The sequence below is a fragment of the Nitrososphaerota archaeon genome (genome assembly GCA_027887005.1).
Classification (GTDB): domain Archaea; phylum Thermoproteota; class Nitrososphaeria; order Nitrososphaerales; family Gagatemarchaeaceae; genus UBA183.
In genome coordinates, this window is record JAPCJI010000018.1 from 1 (window position 1) to 19,821 (window position 19,821).

At 59.9% G+C, this 19,821-nt stretch carries 32 protein-coding genes; 16 read left to right on the forward strand and 16 right to left on the reverse strand.

Annotated features, from left to right (window positions below):
* Together OK438_08505 and OK438_08510 are read left to right on the forward strand one after the other, a co-directional pair.
* A partial coding sequence (locus OK438_08505) for an alpha/beta hydrolase (GenBank protein MDA4125464.1) occupies positions 1–532 on the forward strand: 532 nt, incomplete at its 5' end.
* Positions 529–933: an SRPBCC domain-containing protein gene (locus OK438_08510; protein ID MDA4125465.1), complete on the forward strand. Its 405-nt coding sequence runs from the start codon at positions 529–531 to the stop codon at positions 931–933. The genes OK438_08505 and OK438_08510, both read left to right, overlap by 4 nt.
* Positions 934–1,023: 90 nt before the next feature.
* Here the strand turns inward: OK438_08510 and OK438_08515 are convergent, their stop codons facing one another.
* Complete coding sequence (locus tag OK438_08515) at positions 1,024–1,434, reverse strand: hypothetical protein (GenBank protein ID MDA4125466.1); 411 nt, start codon at positions 1,432–1,434, stop codon at positions 1,024–1,026.
* Positions 1,435–1,492: 58 nt separating this feature from the next.
* Here OK438_08515 and OK438_08520 point away from each other — a divergent pair, with 58 nt between their 5' ends.
* Positions 1,493–1,672, forward strand: coding sequence for a hypothetical protein (locus OK438_08520; protein ID MDA4125467.1), 180 nt, complete (start codon positions 1,493–1,495; stop codon positions 1,670–1,672).
* A 138-nt stretch (positions 1,673–1,810) separates the two neighbouring features.
* On the opposite strand, the gene OK438_08525 is transcribed toward OK438_08520, so the two are convergent.
* From OK438_08525 to OK438_08540, 4 genes are all read right to left on the reverse strand, one after another.
* Positions 1,811–2,002, reverse strand: a complete 192-nt coding sequence (locus tag OK438_08525; protein MDA4125468.1) for a transposase — start codon at positions 2,000–2,002, stop codon at positions 1,811–1,813.
* Between the two features lie 39 nt (positions 2,003–2,041).
* Positions 2,042–2,323, reverse strand: a complete 282-nt coding sequence (locus tag OK438_08530) for a hypothetical protein (GenBank protein ID MDA4125469.1) — start codon at positions 2,321–2,323, stop codon at positions 2,042–2,044.
* 98 nt (positions 2,324–2,421) lie between these two features.
* Positions 2,422–2,754 carry a hypothetical protein gene (locus OK438_08535; protein ID MDA4125470.1) on the reverse strand — a complete coding sequence of 111 codons (333 nt, stop codon included), beginning with the start codon at positions 2,752–2,754 and terminating at the stop codon, positions 2,422–2,424.
* Positions 2,751–2,945, reverse strand: a complete 195-nt coding sequence (locus OK438_08540; GenBank protein MDA4125471.1) for a hypothetical protein — start codon at positions 2,943–2,945, stop codon at positions 2,751–2,753. Before OK438_08540 ends, OK438_08535 begins: the two co-directional genes overlap by 4 nt.
* 104 nt (positions 2,946–3,049) lie before the next feature.
* Here OK438_08540 and OK438_08545 point away from each other — a divergent pair, with 104 nt between their 5' ends.
* A complete protein-coding gene (locus OK438_08545) occupies positions 3,050–3,688 on the forward strand; it encodes an ABATE domain-containing protein (GenBank protein ID MDA4125472.1) in 639 nt (212 codons plus the stop codon).
* Between the two features lie 59 nt (positions 3,689–3,747).
* Here the strand turns inward: OK438_08545 and OK438_08550 are convergent, their stop codons facing one another.
* Complete coding sequence (locus OK438_08550) at positions 3,748–4,080, reverse strand: FKBP-type peptidyl-prolyl cis-trans isomerase (GenBank protein ID MDA4125473.1); 333 nt, start codon at positions 4,078–4,080, stop codon at positions 3,748–3,750.
* A 595-nt stretch (positions 4,081–4,675) separates the two neighbouring features.
* On the opposite strand from OK438_08550, the gene OK438_08555 reads away from it, so the two are divergent.
* From OK438_08555 to OK438_08585, 7 genes are all read left to right on the forward strand, one after another.
* Entirely contained in the window at positions 4,676–5,077 is a 402-nt protein-coding gene (locus OK438_08555) for a hypothetical protein (GenBank protein MDA4125474.1), read from the forward strand.
* Between the two features lie 352 nt (positions 5,078–5,429).
* A complete protein-coding gene (locus tag OK438_08560; GenBank protein ID MDA4125475.1) occupies positions 5,430–6,074 on the forward strand; it encodes a phosphoribosyltransferase family protein in 645 nt (214 codons plus the stop codon).
* Between the two features lie 41 nt (positions 6,075–6,115).
* On the forward strand, positions 6,116–6,835 hold the full coding sequence (locus OK438_08565) for a hypothetical protein (protein ID MDA4125476.1): 720 nt from the start codon (positions 6,116–6,118) through the stop codon (positions 6,833–6,835).
* 26 nt (positions 6,836–6,861) lie between these two features.
* Entirely contained in the window at positions 6,862–7,455 is a 594-nt protein-coding gene (gene pyrE / locus OK438_08570; GenBank protein ID MDA4125477.1) for an orotate phosphoribosyltransferase, read from the forward strand.
* Positions 7,452–8,402 (forward strand): dihydroorotate dehydrogenase, encoded by a 951-nt coding sequence (locus OK438_08575; protein ID MDA4125478.1) that lies wholly within the window; start codon positions 7,452–7,454, stop codon positions 8,400–8,402. The genes pyrE and OK438_08575 overlap by 4 nt, the downstream gene beginning before the upstream one ends.
* Positions 8,399–9,127 carry an orotidine-5'-phosphate decarboxylase gene (gene pyrF, locus OK438_08580; GenBank protein MDA4125479.1) on the forward strand — a complete coding sequence of 243 codons (729 nt, stop codon included), beginning with the start codon at positions 8,399–8,401 and terminating at the stop codon, positions 9,125–9,127. The genes OK438_08575 and pyrF overlap by 4 nt, the downstream gene beginning before the upstream one ends.
* Positions 9,128–9,181: 54 nt before the next feature.
* Positions 9,182–9,802, forward strand: a complete 621-nt coding sequence (locus OK438_08585) for a thiopeptide-type bacteriocin biosynthesis protein (protein ID MDA4125480.1) — start codon at positions 9,182–9,184, stop codon at positions 9,800–9,802.
* A gap of 14 nt (positions 9,803–9,816) precedes the next feature.
* Here OK438_08585 and OK438_08590 read toward each other — a convergent pair whose 3' ends face one another.
* The 5 genes from OK438_08590 to OK438_08610 all read right to left on the reverse strand — a co-directional run bounded on the left by OK438_08590 (position 9,817) and on the right by OK438_08610 (position 12,166).
* Positions 9,817–10,179, reverse strand: a complete 363-nt coding sequence (locus OK438_08590; GenBank protein ID MDA4125481.1) for a hypothetical protein — start codon at positions 10,177–10,179, stop codon at positions 9,817–9,819.
* Positions 10,180–10,195: 16 nt separating this feature from the next.
* On the reverse strand, positions 10,196–10,600 hold the full coding sequence (locus OK438_08595) for an arsenate reductase ArsC (GenBank protein MDA4125482.1): 405 nt from the start codon (positions 10,598–10,600) through the stop codon (positions 10,196–10,198).
* Between the two features lie 16 nt (positions 10,601–10,616).
* The gene (locus OK438_08600; protein ID MDA4125483.1) at positions 10,617–11,129 is read right to left on the reverse strand and encodes a CBS domain-containing protein; all 513 of its coding nucleotides are present in this window, start codon (positions 11,127–11,129) and stop codon (positions 10,617–10,619) included.
* Between the two features lie 96 nt (positions 11,130–11,225).
* Positions 11,226–11,495, reverse strand: coding sequence for a hypothetical protein (locus OK438_08605; GenBank protein ID MDA4125484.1), 270 nt, complete (start codon positions 11,493–11,495; stop codon positions 11,226–11,228).
* Between the two features lie 80 nt (positions 11,496–11,575).
* Positions 11,576–12,166: a winged helix-turn-helix domain-containing protein gene (locus OK438_08610; protein ID MDA4125485.1), complete on the reverse strand. Its 591-nt coding sequence runs from the start codon at positions 12,164–12,166 to the stop codon at positions 11,576–11,578.
* Between the two features lie 101 nt (positions 12,167–12,267).
* On the opposite strand from OK438_08610, the gene OK438_08615 reads away from it, so the two are divergent.
* Complete coding sequence (locus OK438_08615; protein ID MDA4125486.1) at positions 12,268–12,438, forward strand: hypothetical protein; 171 nt, start codon at positions 12,268–12,270, stop codon at positions 12,436–12,438.
* 40 nt (positions 12,439–12,478) lie between these two features.
* Here OK438_08615 and OK438_08620 read toward each other — a convergent pair whose 3' ends face one another.
* Positions 12,479–12,985, reverse strand: a complete 507-nt coding sequence (locus OK438_08620) for a DUF192 domain-containing protein (protein ID MDA4125487.1) — start codon at positions 12,983–12,985, stop codon at positions 12,479–12,481.
* Positions 12,986–13,080: 95 nt separating this feature from the next.
* Complete coding sequence (locus OK438_08625; GenBank protein MDA4125488.1) at positions 13,081–13,710, reverse strand: DUF996 domain-containing protein; 630 nt, start codon at positions 13,708–13,710, stop codon at positions 13,081–13,083.
* An 86-nt stretch (positions 13,711–13,796) separates the two neighbouring features.
* On the opposite strand from OK438_08625, the gene OK438_08630 reads away from it, so the two are divergent.
* The 4 genes from OK438_08630 (at position 13,797) to OK438_08645 (ending at position 17,551) form a co-directional block, all read left to right on the forward strand.
* Positions 13,797–14,426 (forward strand): hypothetical protein, encoded by a 630-nt coding sequence (locus OK438_08630; protein MDA4125489.1) that lies wholly within the window; start codon positions 13,797–13,799, stop codon positions 14,424–14,426.
* A 69-nt stretch (positions 14,427–14,495) separates the two neighbouring features.
* Positions 14,496–15,413 (forward strand): S1C family serine protease, encoded by a 918-nt coding sequence (locus OK438_08635; protein MDA4125490.1) that lies wholly within the window; start codon positions 14,496–14,498, stop codon positions 15,411–15,413.
* Between the two features lie 152 nt (positions 15,414–15,565).
* Positions 15,566–16,030, forward strand: a complete 465-nt coding sequence (locus tag OK438_08640) for a hypothetical protein (GenBank protein ID MDA4125491.1) — start codon at positions 15,566–15,568, stop codon at positions 16,028–16,030.
* A gap of 36 nt (positions 16,031–16,066) precedes the next feature.
* Complete coding sequence (locus OK438_08645) at positions 16,067–17,551, forward strand: MFS transporter (GenBank protein MDA4125492.1); 1,485 nt, start codon at positions 16,067–16,069, stop codon at positions 17,549–17,551.
* 50 nt (positions 17,552–17,601) lie between these two features.
* Here the strand turns inward: OK438_08645 and OK438_08650 are convergent, their stop codons facing one another.
* The 3 genes from OK438_08650 to OK438_08660 form a co-directional block, all read right to left on the reverse strand.
* Positions 17,602–18,771, reverse strand: coding sequence for an aminotransferase class I/II-fold pyridoxal phosphate-dependent enzyme (locus OK438_08650; protein ID MDA4125493.1), 1,170 nt, complete (start codon positions 18,769–18,771; stop codon positions 17,602–17,604).
* Positions 18,768–19,580 carry a sugar phosphate isomerase/epimerase gene (locus tag OK438_08655; protein ID MDA4125494.1) on the reverse strand — a complete coding sequence of 271 codons (813 nt, stop codon included), beginning with the start codon at positions 19,578–19,580 and terminating at the stop codon, positions 18,768–18,770. Before OK438_08655 ends, OK438_08650 begins: the two co-directional genes overlap by 4 nt.
* A gap of 22 nt (positions 19,581–19,602) precedes the next feature.
* Positions 19,603–19,821 (reverse strand): Crp/Fnr family transcriptional regulator (locus OK438_08660; protein ID MDA4125495.1); only part of this gene is annotated, 219 nt, incomplete at its 5' end.

Consider the following 19,821-nt stretch of genomic DNA (forward strand, 5'->3'; position numbering starts at 1 on the left):
CCTGGTGAAGTCGCTGGTTCTGGTCGAGCCCGCCGTTTCGACTCTTCTCGTCGCGAACCAGAAGAGTTCCGCGCAGCTGCTTTCGCTTCTCTTGAGATCCCCCTCTGTAGCCCTAGCTGCCAGGAGGTTTCAGAGCGGCAGCCTCAACCCTTCTCTGAAGGCGTTGGACAGCGGGGAAGTGCAGAGGGCGGTCGAATTGAACGTGGACGGTGTGCAAGACTTGAAGGGGGCGTACGGAAAGATGCCGGAAGCGGCGAGGAAGATGATGCTTGACAACGCAAGGACGATTGCGGAGCTTAGGACTGACTTCCCAAGGTTCACAGCGGAGGAGGCACGCAGGATTTCCTCGAGGACGCTGGTCATCAACGGCGAGGCAAGCGCCCTCTGGCTGCGCAGGATAGGAGAGCTGCTCGCGGGCGCGGTCCCCAGGGCCCGGAGGGTCCTCGTCCCCGGGGCGAGGCACTTTCCTCATATGGAAAACCCTGAGGGCTTTAATGCCCAGGCGATCTCGTTCTTGGAGGAGAAAGCATGACTCTGAAGTTCGAAGTGATCAAGCAGACGGTGGTCATCGACGCGGCCCCCGAAGTAGTGTACGAGGCCTACGTCAACCCGGTCAAACATTCAAAGTTCACGGGCTCGCCTTCGAAGGGGACGCCCAGGGTCGGATGCAAGTTCACGGCCTGGGACGGATACATCACGGGCAAATATGTCAAGTTGGAAAAGGGGAAGAGGATAGTTCACAAGTGGAAGACGACCGAGTGGCCGGAGGGTTATCCAGTGTCTCTGGTGGAGTTGACCTTCAAACCGAAGGGCAAGAAGACGGAGATGACCATGGTGCACTCGAAGGCACCCGCTGAGCAGGCGGGGGACTATGCCAAGGGTTGGATGGAGTGGTACTGGGAGCCGCTCAAGAAGTACTTCGCGAAGAGCTAGGATTCGTAGGCGTCGCTCTGCGCCCAGTTTGGTTTTCGGCCGCCATGAAGTCCACTGAATACGGACCCTCTTCCGGAATCCTTCGTCCTTCTAGGAAGGCGGAGCTGTCGAAGGCATCGGAGCCGAAGTTGACATCGTTGTTGGCCCCTTCCAGGTCAGGCCGAGGATGGAACCAATCAAGGCCAGAATGAACCCGAGGAAGAATCCACCCACTGTGAATATTGCGCCTATGATTGTGAACACGAGGACGAGGATTGAGCCGGTCTTGACCCTGGACTTGTCGGAGTTGTTCATCATGATTGATCCGATGACCATGATTATCCCGGAGACCAGGCCTATCCCGCCGACCGCTGCGACTGCTAGACCCACCCCTGGAAATCCTGCCATTCCGGCGTAGCTGCCAGCAACTGCTGATGCACCGGCGATAATGAGGCCGACGATGAGGTAGATGATTCCGCCTATGAGAGACAGAACGAAAGCCGCGGTTGGTTTCTCTGCCACGAAGTTTGCCCGGATGATTGTTATTTAAGGCTGGTCGGCTGGGCCCTGGTTAGGCCTATTGCCTCAATGCCCAAAGTGCGGCACTGAAAACAGGAAGCCTACGACAGAGTGGGTAGGAGGGGCGAAGACCTCCAAGCCGATGAAAGTACAGAGATTCGTGTGCAAATCGTGTGAGACCAGCTTCGTTGCATGGAAGGATTCGAAGACGGGCGAAAGCAGGTCGATGATGAGGAAGTAGCTCCGCGCCTACCTAGCGGCGAGGCGGCTCTTTGCTTCCCGTGAGCCGACCAATACGAGAACGGGCGCCACGATCTGTAGGAGTGGGATTATCGTGAAGATGGCCCCGGACCTGTGTGGGATTGAAGTACAAGCGAACCTAGGTCATGCGGTTGAACTCGAAGCCGCACTTCAGGCACCGCCTCATCCCCGGAGTGTCGGTGAGCACCTGTCTGGTGCCGCACCTCGGGCACTCGACAGTCCCATGGGGAGATTTGATGACGTTCGCGTGTTCAGCCCGCACCTTGTCGATGGCGTCTCTGTAAGCGTCGCGTCGATATCCGGGACTCAAGTCAGCCCGGTTAGAACCGTCCCGACTCTAAAGGTTGTCCTAATGGACTTCTTCGAGTGTGAAAGTGAATCTGGCCCCGGCGAACTCGCCGGTGCTGACCCTCTCCCAGGCGACCTTGTAGGTCTTGGTCACGTTCGCCCCGATTATGCTTATCTTGGTCGGGACTTCAGAGAAGAGCTTCTCCACCTTCGCGGGGTCTTTCGTGAAGATGAGGCTACGCCTCCGTTTCATCAGGTACTTTACTGCCACGTTCTGATGCGCATGTCCCTCGACAGGTATCTTTTCCGTGCCTATGTCTATCGTGAACGCTCTCTTTGCCAAATACAGCCCAACCCTGGGGAATGGATGGTAAATAGCTTCGCGGTCAAAACCTTTGAAGGGTTTGCTCGAAGGACGCGCAGTCGGCGACGGGCTCGCGGCTATCTTGCCGCGACCGCAGAACTGGGCGAAAGGACCAGAGACGGGCCCTCTTCTGCGCTTCGAGCGAACCTCGACAATAGCCGTCTGAAAGGGCTCACCTTCGACCTGTCGACGACCTCGAAGTCGAGGCTCAGGTTGCACGACAGTCGCCTTCCTTCCCTGATCGCCTTGGCGTGCGACTCGTCAAATGCAGTGTCATAGACCACGGCCTGTTGGGTTTGGCTCCCTAGGAACAATCCCGAGGAGGAGTAGATTGGTCGAACAAGCGTGACAGTACGCACAGGGACTCTCCTGCTCTTGACCAGGACACTGACCTTGCCGTATGGGCTCATGCTTGAGCCTCCTTGTCGCACAGGTCGAATTCTGTGCCCCAGGGATACGCGACGATTTTCAGGTAGGTCTTCCCGGAGCGGATCTTCTCCAGCAACTCGCCGGATACCTCTCCCAGGTCTTCTATGTGCCTCGGCTTCGACCTCTGGACGGGAGCCGGCACGGCAGCCGTCTGGTATTCCACTATTGTCATGTCAAACCACCGTCAGGGGGTATGGCGGTTAGGGTATTTATGTGTTACCGTCATAATCAATATTGGGGGTTAGGTTGATATAGCGCACCGACCGGGTGCATAGCATGCAAGGCCAGGGTTCGCCCAAATCGCCGACGAGCCTTGAGGTCTGCCTTGACTTCACCGACACCGTGGATTGGCGAACAAGTAACCATGCCAAGGACGCGATTAGGAGCTACGATGACCTGCTTGTATGGAGTTCGAGGAAGGGCCTCCTGAGCAGGGAAGAGGAGAAGACGCTTGGCACCTTCCTGCAGAAGAATGAAGCGCTGAAAAGCAAAGTGGTGAAGGACGCGCACGAACTCCGAGAGGCGATCTACCGGATTTTCTCGGCGATTGCACACGGGCGGAAGGCTGAAGAAGGCGACATCGAGGTTCTGAACGAGCACCTCGCAAAGAGCATGGGGAAGCTCGAGCTTCGCAACTCCGGGAATCAGTACGCCTGGGCCTGGCGCGATGCCGAGGCAGCCGACATGATGCTTTGGCCGATTGCCAGCTCAGCGGCCGACCTGCTGACCTCGGAGGACCTGGCCCGGGTGAGGGAGTGCGCGAATGAAGAGGAGGGATGCGGTTCGCTCTTCCTGGATTCTTCGAAGAGCCACACGAAGAAATGGTGCAGCATGGATAGCTGCGGCAATAGGGCAAAGGTCAGAGCATATTACAACAGACACGGGCGTTCGAAAAAGATCGCGCGACAGGACTAGCCAGTGCCGGGCTGACCGGACTTTCCCCTGTTGAATGAGATTCTGTGACGTTTGGTCCGCTATGGTTTCTTGATGTTGGTGACTAGCAACCTGAACTGAAGGGTCTTCCCTGCCATCGGGTGCCTGCCCGTCTTGCCGTAGGCCTTCTCCGGAGGGAGCGTCACTTCCTTGGTCTCGTTCACCTTCATTCCGATTAGGGCCTCCTCGAAGCCGCTGATCACCTGATGAGCACCCAGCACGACTTGCAGGGGTTTGTAGTCGCGGGCGGGGCTGAAAAGCCCTGACTTCGTCGCCTCTGCCTTCATGCTCGTGTCGAAGACCTTTCCTCCTGGGAACTTTCCGAGATAGTGGACAGAAATCGTGTCTCCTTTCTGTGCTGTGATTTCGCTCAATTCGTATCGGCCGGCCAGGGCTTTCCCTTTAATGATTGTGTCCTGGCGAAGCCGCCTCTCGCTGTTCCTGTCTGTCCAGTCCAGCCTCCCGGGATTCTCCTTCCGCGTTCCGTTCGGGCTTCGAACTTCACGAAGGTCTTGAGCCCTTCAGCGCCCGATCTCGGCGTCAAGCATTACGCTCCACACCTCCTTCGGACGGGGATGAGTCCTCCACCGTCGTGACTTCTCTGCCTTCCTGAAGCGCGGTCGTCGAACCACGTTCGGCTCTCGTGGGCACGAGGCTGGGCTTCCAACCGGGGGGCAACCCGGAATATTCCCGGCATCGCGCGTGGCCGGAATCGAATCGGTTTGCCGCCCTTGCTCTAGGCCCTGCCAACAGCGAGAGAGCTGGCTGAGTCTTGTCTGGCCGTCCTGTTATCCTAGCTTGGCTTCTCTTGCTGACAAAGAACAGATTTTCTTTTCACCACCATATCATGTTGGAGGAAACTGGGAGGGAAACGGGGCGTGCTCGATTGGAATTGAGTGAAAATTGTTGGCCGTCGCTTTAATCTTCTGGAGCTTCGCGGAGAAATCCCGACCCTGGTCAACCCTAGCCGTGGCCGAGTCTTCAGTCCACAGGTCGATGAAGGCCATAGTCAGGGGGGAGCTTGAGCACCAGCACTACGCTGTGGTCGAGGAGCCGCTCTTCCCTCCCAGAAAGAAGGTGTCCTGGTCCTCCTACAGGCCGGACCTGCTGGGCTACAGGTCTGAAGGCGGCACCGAGGAGCTCGTCCTAGTGGAGTGCGAAACCCATCCCAACATGAAACGATTCGGTTTGAAGAACCATTCGAGTGTCTGGTTTCAGCCCTATCTTTTCAGAAACGGGTCCGTCAGGAGGATCCTCGCGGTGCCTCGCGGAAAGCTGAAGGCGGTCGACATGCAGCTCCGCGGTCATTGGGAGATCTGGGTGATCGGGCAGAAGTCGACGATGGAGAAGTTGGGCGCGTCAGGGGAATGATGCCCCGACCCTGTGCCTAGGCATTTCTAAATTCGGGAATCGACGAAAGTCCTTTATACTTCGAGAGGGTTCTAACAAGTCACTCGCCCGACCAGGAAAAGGTTGGATTCGCGGAAAAGAAAGAGGCGCCTGGGAAAGCCTTGGTGCCTGGTACCAGTCCGCGAGCGGGATGGTGGCGCGTAGAGACGGGGAAACCCGGACTTCACGAAGGCCAAACCGAGGGCAAACCGGGGCGGCGACAATGGAGGAACGCTACGAGGTCGCCGTCGGAGGAAAGCCACATCCCACCTGAGAGCCGGGCGAGGCAACCAAATATCACCAGAGGATACCCTGGAGCGGGCGGCTGGCTGGAGTGATTTTCAAGAACAGGCCGGAGGCTGGGGAGAGGCTCGCCGAAGCTCTCAAAGACTACAAAGGCAAAGACGTCGTTGTCCTCGGAATTCCCAGGGGAGGAGTGGTGGTCGCCAGCGAGGTGGCGAAGGCGTTGGGGGCACCATTGGACATCGTGGTCACGAGGAAGATCGAGGCCCCGGGGGAGCCGGAGTACGCTCTCGGCGCGGTTACCCAGGAGGGGGACGTCATAATGGACCGGGCTGCGGCCGAGTCCCTTGGCGCCAGTCCGGAGTACCTCGACTCCCAGGTCAGGCTGAAGAGAAGGGAGGTCGAGGAGAGGATGCTCAGGTTCAGGGGCGACGCGCCCTATCCGCAGCTCGAGGGGAAGGTGGTCATCATAGTTGACGACGGGATAGCGACGGGGAGCTCGGTCGGGGCGGCGGTGATGTCGGTCAGGAAGAGGAAACCGCGAGAGGTGGTCGTGGCGGTGCCGGTCGCGCCTTCTGACGCCATCGACACCCTCACCGAGGATGGCAACAGGGTCGTCTGTCTCGAGACCCCTGGACCGTTCCTGGCGATAGGGGAGTTCTACGGCTCCTTCGACCAGGTCGAGGACGAAGAGGTGAAGCGCATCCTGGACGAGAGCTGGAGCCACAGGCGCTAGGGCTTCAGCCTCTTATACCCGACAGAGCGCTGGCAGGCCAGTTGGACGTTCGGAGGTTCAGAGCAGACCTCTACGAGCTCACCGCGAGAGCCACTGCGGGGGAAGGCCAGGAGGTCCGTTCCAAGGTCTTCGACATAGCGAACATCCTCGTCGGCCTTTACAGGAAGAACTTCGTGAAGATCAACCACTCAGCTCTTGAGCTCGTCTGCGCCAAGAGCCTGATCAAGCAGGGATACGACGTGAAGGTCGAGCACAAGTTGGACAAGTCCCTGGTCTGCGACGTCATGGGGACGAGAGGGGACGGCCCGCTCATCGTAGAGATAGAGACCGGGTTCATCCCCCCGGAAGCCGCGCTGAAGCCCTCGGTCTACGCCCGGAGCAGGATAGCCAGCAAGATCGCCAGGTACAGCAGGTTTGCGGGGAAGTTCGCCCTTGGTACTTCCCCTTCCTACGTGCTTGATTTCCCGGATTTCTTCGCCAGACCTGTCCGGGCAAGGACTGCCAAGGAGGCAGCGGAAATCAAGAAGCTGACGGACGTTTACTACGACAATCCTTCGATTTCCATAGAGGAGCTCATGTACGCTCGGCTTCACTCTGTCTTCGTTGTGGACGTTGACTCAGGGACGACGCAGGAATTCGACCCCGAGGGGTATGCCCGGTCGGCTTCGGCGTTCATCAAGCGCAATCAAGCGCCGCAGCTCTCTGACCGGACAAGACACCCGCGCCGAGGGGAGTTCGATCTGGGAGGGGCGGCGGGCTGACGGAGCCTCTTGCAGGCAAAGCCGCCCTGGCAGAAGCTCTCTTTAGGACGGGGGCGCTTCGGTTCGGGAAGTTCGCGCTGTCAAGTGGGAAACAGAGTTCCTACTACCTGGACCTGAGGGTCGTCCCGAGCTATCCCGAGGTGTACGGGCTCGTGATTGATGTATACAGGGAGGTGGCGGAGCAGGTCGGCGAGAAGAACTTCGACGTGGTGGCCGGTGTGGCCACCGCCGGAATCACGATATCCTCTCCGCTGGCCTTGGCCCTGAAGAAACCCATGGTCTACGTCAGGAGCGAAGAGAAGGGGCACGGACTGGGAAGGCGAGTCGAAGGGGCGTCGCACCCCGGGTGGAAGGCCCTTGTGGTGGACGACCTGGTGACCACAGGAGGGAGTCTGATCTCGGCGGTTGAGGCGCTGAGGAAGGGAGGGTGCGTAGTAAAGGAGGCGGCAGTCCTTGTGGATCGGCTCGAGGGAGGGAAGGCGAATCTCGCGGCGGTCGGGGTCAGGCTCAACGCAGGCGCCAACATTAACGAGTTGGTCGAGATTCTGTTCCAGGGGAAGCGCATCACGAAGAGGGATTACGAGGCGGTGATGGAGCAAGTCGGGGGTTCGAAGAGGTGAGCGTGGAGGGAATCAGAGTGAAAATAGGCGGTTTGCAACTCGCAAACCCAACCCTGCTTGCGTCGGGGGTCCACGGCAGCTCACTTTCCAAGGTGCTGGACGCCCTCAGGTATGGCGCAGGAGGGGCGGTGACGAAGTCGATCGGTCCGGAACCGAGGGAGGGATACGCAGAGCCGACGCTGGTCGAGGTGGAAGGGGGCATGGTGAACGCTGCAGGCCTGCCCAATCCGGGGGCGGAACGATTCTCACACGACCTGGAGGCGATAGGTGGCAAGGGGCTCCCCGTGTTCGTGTCGATCTTCGGCGGGGATGCCCAGGAGTTCGGGAAGGTGGTGGACACCCTCGACGACAGGGACTTCATGGCCTACGAGCTGAACCTCAGCTGTCCACACGTCGCAGGGGTGGGGACGGAGATTGGGCACCACCCTGAAGTCGTGTCCAAGGTGATCAAGGCTGTGAAGTCAAGGACGAAGAAGCAGGTGTTCACCAAGCTTTCGCCAAATACTGACAGACTGGTAGAAGTGGCCCAGGCGGCGGTGGACTCGGGTGCGGACGGACTAACGGCGGTCAACACGCTCAGGGCTTTCCCGATAGATGTCGAGACTGAGAGGCCCTCCCTGTCCAATGGGTACGGGGGCCTGTCCGGAGGCGCTATCAGGCCGGTCGCGCTGAGGTGCGTCTACGAACTCAGGGAGAACTTCGACGTCCCAATCATGGGTTGCGGGGGAGTGTCCAGCTGGGAGCACGCGGTGGAGTTCTTCCTCGCAGGGGCAGATGCGGTGCAGGTGGGCACAGCGACCATCAGGAAGTTCGCCATCTTCAACGACATCAACCTGGGGGTTGTTTCCTACCTTGAAAGGAAAGGGATTGCCAGCCTTGACAGGCTGGTCGGCGCGGCGCACCGCGATGGAGGTCTTAAGGCCGTTCTACGGAGAGAGAGAGCTTGACTACGTTCAAGGAGAGGATGCGCGCCCGGGCGGAGAAGGGCAGGAGCAGGGTCGTCCTGGCACTTGACTTCTCTGACCCCTATGACCAGAGGCTAGGGCTGGCGGAACAGGTCCTGGAAGCGACCAAGGCGCGGCTGGCCGCGGTCAAGGTGAACCACCACCTGTTTCTCCCATTCGGACTCGAGGGCCTCCGGGATGTGATAGCGACGTGCAAGCAGGAAGGGCTTCCCCTGATTGCCGACCTCAAGCTGAACGACATAGAATCGACGAACCTGAATGTGGTCGACTCGCTTCTCGCCTACGGTTTCGACGCAATCATCGCAAACCCGTTCGTGGGAAGGGAGGAGGGCCTTGGGAGGGTTGTCGAGAGGATGCACTCTCGGGATGGAGGGGTCATCCTCTTGGTATACATGAGCCACAGGGGGGCGGATGAAGGATACTCCCTGAAGCTGGAGGGAGGAGAGCCGATCTACAGGGTCTTCGCACGGAGGGCCAAGGAGTGGAAGGCCGATGGGGTGATAGTCTCAGCAAAGTCGGGCGAAAGGATAGCCGAGGCCAGGGAAATCGTCGGGAAGGACTGTTTGGTCTTCTCGCCCGGCATGGGACCACAGGGGGGAGACGTGGGGAGCGGAGCCTCCTCGGGTGCGGATTTCCTGATAGTGGGGAGGTCGATTACAGAGTCTCCTGATCCAGCCAAGGCCTTGGCCGAGATCGTAGGCGCGTGAGGCACCGCGTCGCGCTTATCAAATCGGCCCCTGATGTAGAGTCGGCGTGACCTTTTGGAGCAATGGATAGAAGTCAACCTGATGGCAGGGCCGAAGGATCAGGACAGGCTGCTGCTTGAGACCCTTCGCCCCTACGTGTGGAGGCTCAAGAGGACTGGGAATCTGATCAGCTGGCATTATTTTCGCGAGCCGGAGGTGCGTTTCCGGCTAAGGCTGAAGAACAAGAGGTCGAAGTTGAAGGAGACCAGGGTTGTCGCATCCATGGCTGACTCCCTGCGACGGAGAGGGCTCGTCACTGAGTGGCACTTCGGGAGCCACGGAGAGAAGGGGAGGGTCTACTCCGGGGAGGAGGACCGCTATGGGAAGGAGGGGTGGAAGGCCGCCCAGGAGTACTTCAACCATGGCTCGGAGACGGCGCTCAAGCTGCTTGACCTCAAGAGGAATTCGAGACTAGAGAATCCTCTTTGGGGAAAGGGACTCGGGAACCCCTGGGAGGGAGGAGAGAAGAACCCCTGGAGAATGAAGGAGGAAGACCCTCTTGCCTTCCACTGGAGCAGATACGTGCACCTGTTCTCCAATCAACTGGGTTTCGACATGGAAAGAGAGGCGGAGTTCTGCTCGAAGCAGTCTCAGAGATACCGTCAGGTCATGAAGGAGTTCGGGATGAGTTGGTAGGGCGCGCCCAAGCTCTATACCTGCGGCTGGCCTGAGTAATAATCCCAGATCCTCTTCTGGGCTACTTTGACGTAGTTGATTTCCGCGGCAGATAGTTTCGGGTCGGAGGCCCTCGAGTACGGCCTTCGCAGTGAGGGAGGGAGCCCGTCGTCGCAGAAGAATCCACCGCCAGGGTAGCCGGTGTCCTTGCGCACGATTATTGCAGCGAAGCCGGGTGCTCCTCTGGCGTATTCGTCCCGATCAACGGCGACAATCGCCTCGAAGAGCGGCTTGCCCCTCGAAATGCCCAAGAGCTTCATCATCTCTCCGTAGGATAGCGTTACGTGGGCGCGAGCCGCTTTGAGGAGTTCCTGCCTCAGGTCTTCTATTCCCGGCATTGGAGGTTCACCTAAGTCATTTGCTGACTATCGTTTCAGGGAGGCAGTATCTCATGATAAGGTCGTCGACACGCCTGGACAGCTCGTCCCTGATACCCCTCAGCTCGTCCATGCTCTTCCCTGTCGCACCGGGTAGCGGCCAGTCCTCACCCTTTCCCTCTGCGCCGATCGGACATCGGTCTAGGCACCCGAAGGTGACAACCCGAAATGCGTCCTTGACCAATGCCGGGGTGACCACGCGAGGGGTCTTTTCCTTCATTGAGATTCCCACTTCGCCGAGGAGCTCGCGGACGACGGAATTCACCTTCTCCGCAGGGTTGACCCCGGCGCTCTCCGCGTGCCAGCCGGGCGGCGCCTTCGAATTGAAGATCTCCTCGGAGAGGACGCTCCTGAATGTGTTTTCGACACAGACGAAGAGTATGGTCCTCAGATGTCGCTCACGATTCCAGGTTCTTTGCCACTCGGAACTGGTCCCCCACGATGGACCTCATGTTGAGCAGCCCCAAGATCTTCCCGCCTTCGGTGACGAAGAGGGTCCTGATCTTGTTCTTCGCCATGATCTTCACGGCTTCCGACAGTGGGGTGTCGGCGGTTACAGAGATTATCGGTGAAGTCATTATCTTTCTTACAGGTATACTTGACGGCATGAGGTCGTCGGCTGCTATCCTGTTGAGGACGTCCCGCTCCGTCAGGATGCCCTTGGGCTCCCCAGCGATGAGCACGATGATGTTTCCAGCTCCCTTCTCTCTCATCATCTGCGCAGCTTTCAGGACCGATTCGTTCGCGTCGATGGTGAGGGGGTCAGTCTTGACGAAGTTCCTTACCGTCGCCACCATGGGCTCCGAGGCCTCCAGCCAGAACGTCAGTGAATAGTGGCAGTTGGGGCACTCGTCGGGGGTCACCTCGCCTTCGAAGGTCTGCCCGCAGCGATAGCATTCCCACTTGGTCATGCTCGATTGAGGGGGCCTCCGCGGTATATTAACAGAGCGTGCGAATGGTCGTTCGACTATTCTCTCGTCAACGGCCTGGACGGGTTCCAGTTCTGACTAGACTGGGTCGGGTCTCGGGGTGATAGCGATCAGGTGTTTGGCCTTCTGCTGGCACTGGGCAGCCGTGTCCGCATAGTACTTCCAGGCGGTGTAGTTCTCCTGGACTTTGGCCAGGAGCAGGAGTATGTCGGCTGCCTGCAGGTACTTCGAAATCGCGGTCTCGTTGCTCTTGACCTTCTCTTCGGCAGCGGCTTCGGTCATAAGCTGTCCGACGTACCACCTGAGCTTCTGGGTCCTCGTCATCGGCGGCTTCGATGCTGCCTGCACGCACCGACAGGGTCAGGGATTCCGCAAAAGAGACGTGGGTCGCATTTCGTAGACGAAGACGACAACGCGGAAGCCGGCGGTCAGGCTTTCGTCTTCACTAGGTTGGAGCTGATCAGCTTCCGAAGAGCTCTTTCGGCCTCTATCATTTCGTCGAACTGCCTGTCGGTCATGGTCGCGAGCTGGGCGAACTTGTATGCGTGCTGCTTTGCCATGAAGCCTACGTCCTGGACGTCGGAGATCCTCTCCTCGAGCTCGGGCTTCACCCCGACTTCGTTGGCGCGCGACTCGACCTTCATTAGGCTGTCCAGCAGCGCCTGGTCAACCCTGATTTGGATGCCGGCCTTCGCGAGCACGTCGAGCCCCTCCTTCAGGTCGCGTTCAGATTCCCTCTTGCTCGTTGCGCCGTGCTGGAACTCGAAGACCTCTGCCGTAGCCCTGTAGTATGCCTCGATGAAGTGGCCGACGCGCTCCTCTTTCGCCACCTCCACAAGGTCGACGGCCAACAGCTTCCCGATCTGGTGGTAGATCGCCTGGTGGGTCTTTCCAAGGGAGTCGGCGAGCTGGCTCACGGTCTGCTCCTTCGCCCGTAGGAGATAGATTATCTTCCTGCGGGTAGGGTCGGCGATCGCCTCGAAGGCTTTCGGGTCACGGATGTACTTGAACGCCCTCATGCCTATATGGACAAACATAGACTTGTCCTAGTATATATTTCCTTGGTCTAACTCAAATATACATTTTAATAGGAGGCCAAATTTACGTTTGCCTGACTAAAATGCAAACCAAAACAGAAGACGAAGAAGGAGAGGTCTACTACGTCCCTGGAAGCGAGCTGATCGCAGTCCCATATCACAGTCTAGGGCAGATCCGCAGAATCAGGCAAGAGCACCACCGGAGAGAAGTGCAGCATGCAATTCTCCTCGCGTCGTCGTTGAAACGCGCCTAAGCCCCCCAGAGACGGCCCTCTCACCCATTACGCCCGAGCGTCAGCTCACCGGGACGAGGGTGAAGGTCATGAACTGGATTGTGGCTCCGATTTGAATCCCGTTGGACTTCGCAAAGCCGGCTTGCGCCTCGATTACGTAGTCCGCCTGTGAATTCGGACCGAAGGTGGGGCAGGTCAGCTGACTGAAGCATGGTTGGGCGTCGGTGTAAAGGTAAGTCACCTGGCCCGACTGGCCTGAGACGCTTATCCAGATCATGTCAAGGCTCGCGTTGGTGTCGTACATCCAGAACCTGTACACCCCGGCTGAGGGGAAGACGAAGAGCATTGCGGTTGTATTTGTCACCGCCCGGTTCATCAGGCCTGCCTGTCGCTCGGCGGGCGTGGTTGCCGTGTAGGTGATGGCGAAGGTCCTGCCGTTCACGAGGAACCGGGAGGGAACTGGCAGGGTCACCGGCGCCGGCGGGCTGAATGCCGCGTAGGCAAGATATGCCGCGACGACCGCAATCAGGGCAATCCCCAGTATGGCGTGAGGAGTCTTGAGGTTCAATCCTGGGGACCCCTTGCCGGTGGGATATTTCTACAGTGAAAATGGCGAAGTCGGGACGTCCTCCTGTCTTTGGTCCTCTGTGGAGGTTCAGCTTCTCAGAGCTGTTTCGTGCCGCACTTCGGACAGAAGGCGCTGGACGTGGGCATCTGCGTGCCGCAGTTGGGACAGAACTTCGTCCCCAGAGTTGGCTGGGCCGGCGCCATCGGCGTGGCCTGTCCGGCCTGGGCGGGGACCATCGTTTCCTTGATGGAGAAGAAAGCGACTATCTGGAAGATCAGGGCGACGAATATGATTATCAGGCCGATGAAGAACAGAATGGTTGTAAGCGCTCCCACGAAGTACAAGAGGCCGGCTGTCCTGAAGCTGGGTTCGTTTAGCCGGGTTGCGATCGCGTCGAAGGAGCGCCTGATGAAGATCGACGAGATGATCAGGGCTAGCCAGATTATCACCAGGAAAGCAAGGACCCCGAGAATCGCTGTGACCCCCAGAGTGAATATGGAAGTGAATATGCCGAAGATTAGCGCTCCGAGGCCAACGGCGACGCCTATGATTCCGGTTATCACCGCGTAAAGCATGTTGTCGAATATGGACTTGTCGTGGAGCTCCTCCGAGATTTCGTGGACGGCGAGCAGGACGAGGATGTAGCCCACGAGGTCGAGGAATGGAATCAGCTGGAGTATCGAGCCGATGCCCCCCAACGTCTTCGCTTCCCCGAGCTTGGACAAGGTCGAGGCTGCGAACTTGAGTGCCTCGTCTTATAATGATGCACTCAGGCGGTTTTTTAAGGAAGGAGGGGTTTCTTCTCGAGGCTTTGAGAATAGAACCCGACCGGATCCCGGAACCCGAGGCCCAGCCCAGTCCGCTCAGCGACCGGGACACGGAGGTCGTCCAGATGATTGAAGAAGAAGGCCTGTCGGTGTTCACCTTCGACGGGCTGAGGAGAATCACGGGCGTCCATCCCGAAACGCTGTCCAGGGCCCTCGAGCGGTTGGAGGAGAAGGGGATGGTCGTCAGGTCCCCTGAAGGATACAGCACGACGGACAAGGCGAAGAAGATGGTCGTCCTACGCCCGGCCTACGCGTCAGGAAGGAAGGTCCCCATCCTCCATACGTTCCTTCCATATGGGGCGAGCATGCGTACGATTGTTTCGGCCCTGAAAGGACGGTGGTTCGACAGGATGAGGTGGGTCGGGATGGCCGACGGTGATGAGGGGGTGGTCATGAAGTGGATCACCGACGATGGTTCGGCTCTGATCGACGCGAGGTTCTGGGATGGGCAGCTTGATGTGGAGGCGAGGGTCAAGAACGAAGGGGACCTTCCAAAGGCCGTCAGGGCCGCGCACCAGATCATCGGAAGGATATCGAAGCTCTACTCCAGTCCTCGTCCGGGGAGCAGGCACATGCTGATGCAGATAGGGTACTTCGTTCCCTACGCGATGTGACTGGGTTCCCCGCCAACCCGCTCAACAAGTACCTGCCTGTCCATGGCTCTGGCAGGTGATATTGACAAGATGACAAGCACAGAGGGGATGCAGCTGCTGCAGTCTTTTTCAAACGCTGTGGCGGAGCTGGCCGAGAACGTTTCTCCTTCGGTGGTGAACGTCAACGCGGGACGGAGGGGAGGGACCGGGATAGTATGGGGTCCTGACGGGCACATCCTGACAGCGAGCCATGTGATTGGAAGGTCGGACGGGGCGACAGTCACGCTCGCGGACGGCAGAGAGCTCGAAGCGAAGATCGTTGGGAGAGACCACTACACCGATGTCGCACTCCTGAAGGTCGAAGCGAGCGGACTGACTCCGATTCAGACTGGCAGTGGGAAGGAGCTGAGGGTCGGCCAGTTCGTCCTCGCGTTGGCCAATGCTTTCGGGAAGAAGCCGTCGGCGACGTCAGGAATCGTCACCAGCCACAACCGGAGCATGAGGGGATGGTGGGGAGTGGTCATAGAGGACGCCGTGGTCTCCGACGCGAAGCTCAACCCCGGCTACTCGGGAGGGCCCCTGGTGGACGCTTCTGGGAAGATGGTCGGCATGAACCTGGCCTACTTCTCTGGAAGGGGCGTGGCAGCATCAATCGACGCCCTTAGGGAGACTGTCGCGATACTCTCGAAGGACGGCAGGATCAAGAAGGGGTTCCTGGGCGTCGTCGTCGAACCTATCGAGCTCCCCGCCGACATCGCAGGCAGGGCTGACGTGGGCCAGGAAGAGGGACTTCTGGTCAGGGCGGTCGACGTCCAATCGCCAGCAAAGGCGGCCGGCGTGACCATGGGGGACATCATCCTGCGGTTGGGAGACGCGAAGGCCACGGATGAGTACGAGCTCCACAAGTCCCTTTCGGGGGACCTGGTGGGCAAGACGGTCAGCCTGTGGGTGCTCAGGGCCGAGAAGCCCACCGAGCTGCACATAGTACCAAGGGAGGCCGAGGCGTAGCTTGTTCAGAAGCCCGGGTCTCTCCACGTCGAGGGAACCTAACTTCCCCCAGCCTGGAGCCCCGAGGGAGCCCCTCCCTCCTCTCAGACCCCCGACCTAGAAACGGCCGGGGCTGGATTCATTAGGCGCCTTCGGACGGGGTTATCAAACACATGAGCGGAGAGGTCAGGGCGAAGACGAAGCACGGAGAGATGACCATCGACCAGCTTGCCGAAATCCAGCCCGGCATGGCCAAGATCATGCAGGAGATTGCGAATGATTATTCGACCGCCTACTATGCCGCCAAGGGAGGGAACTGGAAACTGGCGGCCCATGAGCTCAGCTTGGTCAGGGTGGGATTCCGGACCGCGAAGGTGACGAGGCCGAAGTACACCCAGGACCTCGACGAGTTCGACGCGCGGTACCTGGTGCCCATCCTCAAGGCGATCCAGCAGAAAGACTGGACGGCGGCGGAGGCTGCGTTCGAGAAGGGGACCCAGGGCTCTGACGAATATCACGACAAATACGGCTACGATTACATCAGGTTCGTGTTGCCGGGCGAACCCCCCGCCTATCTCCACCTGGGACCGACAGAGGGCTTCAACAGGAGGCCCAAGGGTGGGGTTGCGCCGTCCTAGCTCGCCGTCCTGATACCTGCGACTCGTTGAATTGATTTGAAACCTGAGTCAGAAACAGCGAAGGTCCTGCCCCGCTGGACGACACTCTCCGTGACCACGCTGGGCGCCTTCATGGCAGCCGTGGATTCCAACATAGTTACCATAGCACTGCCGTACATTTCGAAGGGGCTTTCGGCAGGCTATTCACTTCTCGGGTGGGTGCTCGCGGGCTACGTGCTGGCGGTCGCCGCCCTTGTCCTGCAGTCTGGGAAGCTCGGCGACATCTACGGCAAGAAGAACGTCTACCTGATCGGTTTCGCGGTCTTTGGAGTGGCATCCGCGCTCTGTGGACTCAGCACGAATGCCTACGAGCTGATCGCGTTCAGGGTCGTGCAGGGGGTCGGAGCGTCCATCATGATCGCGACTGCCATACCCATGATCTTCGCCTCCTTTCCACCCTCGGAGAGGGGGGCAGCGGTGGGGGTCAACTCGGTGGCCTGGGCTGTGGGAGCCGTGGCTGGCCCGGTCCTCGGAGGAGCCCTCACGGCGATAGACTGGAGGCTGATATTCTACGTCAACGTTCCTGTGGCAGCCCTGGCGATAATGGTAGGGCGGGCAAGGATACCGGGGTGGCTGAACGCCAGAGGCGGGCACGTGGGGAAGCTCAACCTCTTCAGCGCCAGCGTGCTGGGAGTAGCCATAGCCCTGGTGATGCTCTGGCTGACATTGCTCGACTTGAGGCTGGCTCCCATCGCGATCCTCGGAGTGGTGGCCTTCGTGATAGTGGAGTTGAAGTCGTCCAACCCGATCCTGAACAGGGAGCTGCTGAAGAGCCGGGGGTTCGTCTACTCAGTGGTGTCCCTGGGCGTCTTGATGACGGCGTTCTTCGGCATCGTCTTCGTGATGTCGTTCTACTTCCAGTCTGTGGCAGGGTTCTTGCCCCTGACGGCCGGCCTCTGGATTGCGCCTCTGCCCATAGCGCTGGCCGTGACCAATCCGCTGGCGGGGAGGGTGTTCGACCGGATTCACAGGCCTGCGGCCACTTCCATCGGAGGGGCCGTGGTCGTCTTGGTCTCCCTCCTGCTCCTCAGCTCGGCCATCGGCACCAGAGCACCTGGGATTCTGGTCTCAGTTCTCCTCGGGTTGATCGGGCTCGGCGGGGGATTCGTCTGGGCGCCGTCTATCTCCTCTGCCCTGAAGTTCGCACGGCCGGAGATGCGCGGGGTGGCGAACGGCACGGCCTTCACCCTGATCTACATCGCCTTCGCGACGAGCATCGCGCTGGTCATCTCGATATCGACGGCGGCTCTGCCGCCAGGCCTTGCAGCTCAGATTCACTCAGGGAGCGTGACCGGGCTGGGGGCGTCCTCCGCCTCGCTCTTCGACCAGGGGCTGGCGAACGCACTGGTGGGGCTCGCGGTGGTGGGGGCCTTGGGCATCCCCATCCTCTTCCTCCTTCTGAGGGAGCAGGGGAGACACTTCAAGGCCTACATCGAAGCCCAGGCCGCGCCAGTTACAGAGAAGGGCACTCCTTCAGCCTAGACTGGAAGCCCACAGCTCCGCGGGATTCTTGTCCGCTGATAATTGGGGAACTAAGAGAAGTAGCGGTTCATCCGGGAGACGGCCTTCTTGAGAGTGGCATCCTTCTTCGAGTAGCTGAAGCGGACCTGGGTCCTCCCACGGCGGCCGTCGGCGTAGAAGCTGGAGCCGGGGACGACGGCGACCCCGCAGTCGACGGTCATCGAGGTGGCGAACTTGGTGTCGGGGAGGGAACTTAGGCGGCCGAAGTCGGCCAGGATGTAGTAGGACCCTTCGGGCATGAAGAACTCGAAGCCTATCTCGCGGAGGCCCTTGGCGATGAAATCCCTCTTCTTCTGGTAGGATTCGGCGAGGTCTGCGTAGAAAGACCTCGGCAGCCTCAGGGCGAAGGCAGCCGCCTCCTGCAAGGGCGCAGGCGCGCAGAGGGTCATGTAGTCGTGGACCTTCCTGATGGCGTTGGTCATGCCTGGCTCGGCGATTGTGTAGGCCACCCGCCACCCCGTAGCTGTGTAGGTCTTTGAGATCCCCGAGATGGTGACCGTCCTGTCTGCCATGTCCCCAAGGGTCGCCAGGCTGACATGCTCCCTCCCGTCATAGAGGATGTGCTCGTAGATCTCGTCGGTGACGGCCACCGCACCGCTGTCCTCGCACAGGTCGGCTATGACCTTCAGGTCGGCGCGGCCGAGGACCTTGCCGCTGGGGTTGTGGGGGGTGTTCACGATGACCAGCTTCGTATGAGGCGTGAATGCCTTCTTCAGGGACTCCTCGTCGAGGTCGAAGCCTTCGCCGAGGGGGACGGGCTTGGGGGTCGCGCCCGCGAGGATTGCAGAGGGGGCGTAGTTCTCGTAGGCAGGCTCGAACATTATCACTTCGTCCCCGGCGTCCGCCAGGGCCATCACTGTGGCCATCATCGCCTCAGTGGAGCCGCAGGTCACCGTGATGTTCTTGTCGGGGTCGGCGTGGATGCCGTTGAACCACTCTGCCTTTTCGCACACTGCCCGCCTGAGATTGGGGGACCCCCAGGTCACGGCGTATTGGTTGTAGTCGCCTTCTATCGCCCTGACCGCTGCCGCCTTGATGCTGGCTGGGGCAGGGAAGTCGGGGAAGCCCTGGGCCAGGTTCAGGGCGCCGTGCTTGTCCGCCAGTCGGGTCATCTCCCTGATGACAGACTCGGAGAGGCGGGACGTCTTAGGAGAGACCGAAGGTCTGGTCGCCCTCTTCAAATTGCGTCCACCGGTTTTCTGTCAAGATCTGATTTCCACTGGGTGGTGGCCTTGAGCACCTGCTCTTCGGAGTATCTGTGAGGGTCCAGCTCGAAACAGACGAGGACCTCCGTGTCGGCGACCCTGTCGAGCAGCGGCTTGAGGCTGGCGTTCCCTTCCCCGGGGATCAGATGGTCGTCGGCGGCCCCCCCGTTGTCGCTCAGATGAACCTCGACGAGCTTCGGTCCGACGCGCTCGGCCAGGGCCAGGGGGTCGTGGCCGTTCACGTGGGCGTGGCCTGTGTCCAGTGTGAAGCGGGCTCCCTCGACCTCGGCGAGGAGGACTTCGACCGACTCGAAGGTGCTGGCGAGTGGGAAGTGGTACTTCGATCTGCTCCGAGTCTGGTTCTCAATGCTGATGATGAGCCTTCCGTCCGCCTGCTTCACCATGCCGCGGAGGAGGGCGACCGAATTCTCGGTTGACTGGGGGACGAGCCCTTCGTTGTGGACGCTCCCGGGGTGGACGGTGATGATGGAGGCGCCCAGGAACTCTCCGAACTTTGCGAAGTCGTTCAGGCTCTTGGCCACCGCGCCCTTGACCGGCTGGAATGGGGCTGCAGGGTTTAGGTCGGTGAAGGGGGCGTGGAGGGTGACAGCCATGCTGTAGGAGGAGAGGGTGTCCTTGAGGGTCCTGCGGTCGCTCCAGTCGTGGTAGGCGTGGGGGACCTCCCCCCAGACCTCGACAAAGTCGAACCCGGCATCCCCGATGGCCCTGATGGCTGAGTTGACCTCAGAGTTCAGGAGGCACCAAGTGCTTACACCTAGCTTCAAGACGCGGGGACCTGGCCGTGGATCAGGAGGTCGGGGAGCTCTGCGCCGCCCTGAGCCTCTTCACCATTTCCTTCAGCATGGCCAAGGCCATCTCTGGGTGTGTCTTGACCAGGGCGGAGAACGCCCAGGAGGTGAGGGCCCAGCACTTCGTCGGCTGGGTCGCGACCACGTCCGCCGACCGAGGCTGCTCGTCGATAAGCGACATCTCCCCGAAGAACTGGCCCTTGGATAGGGTCGCGAG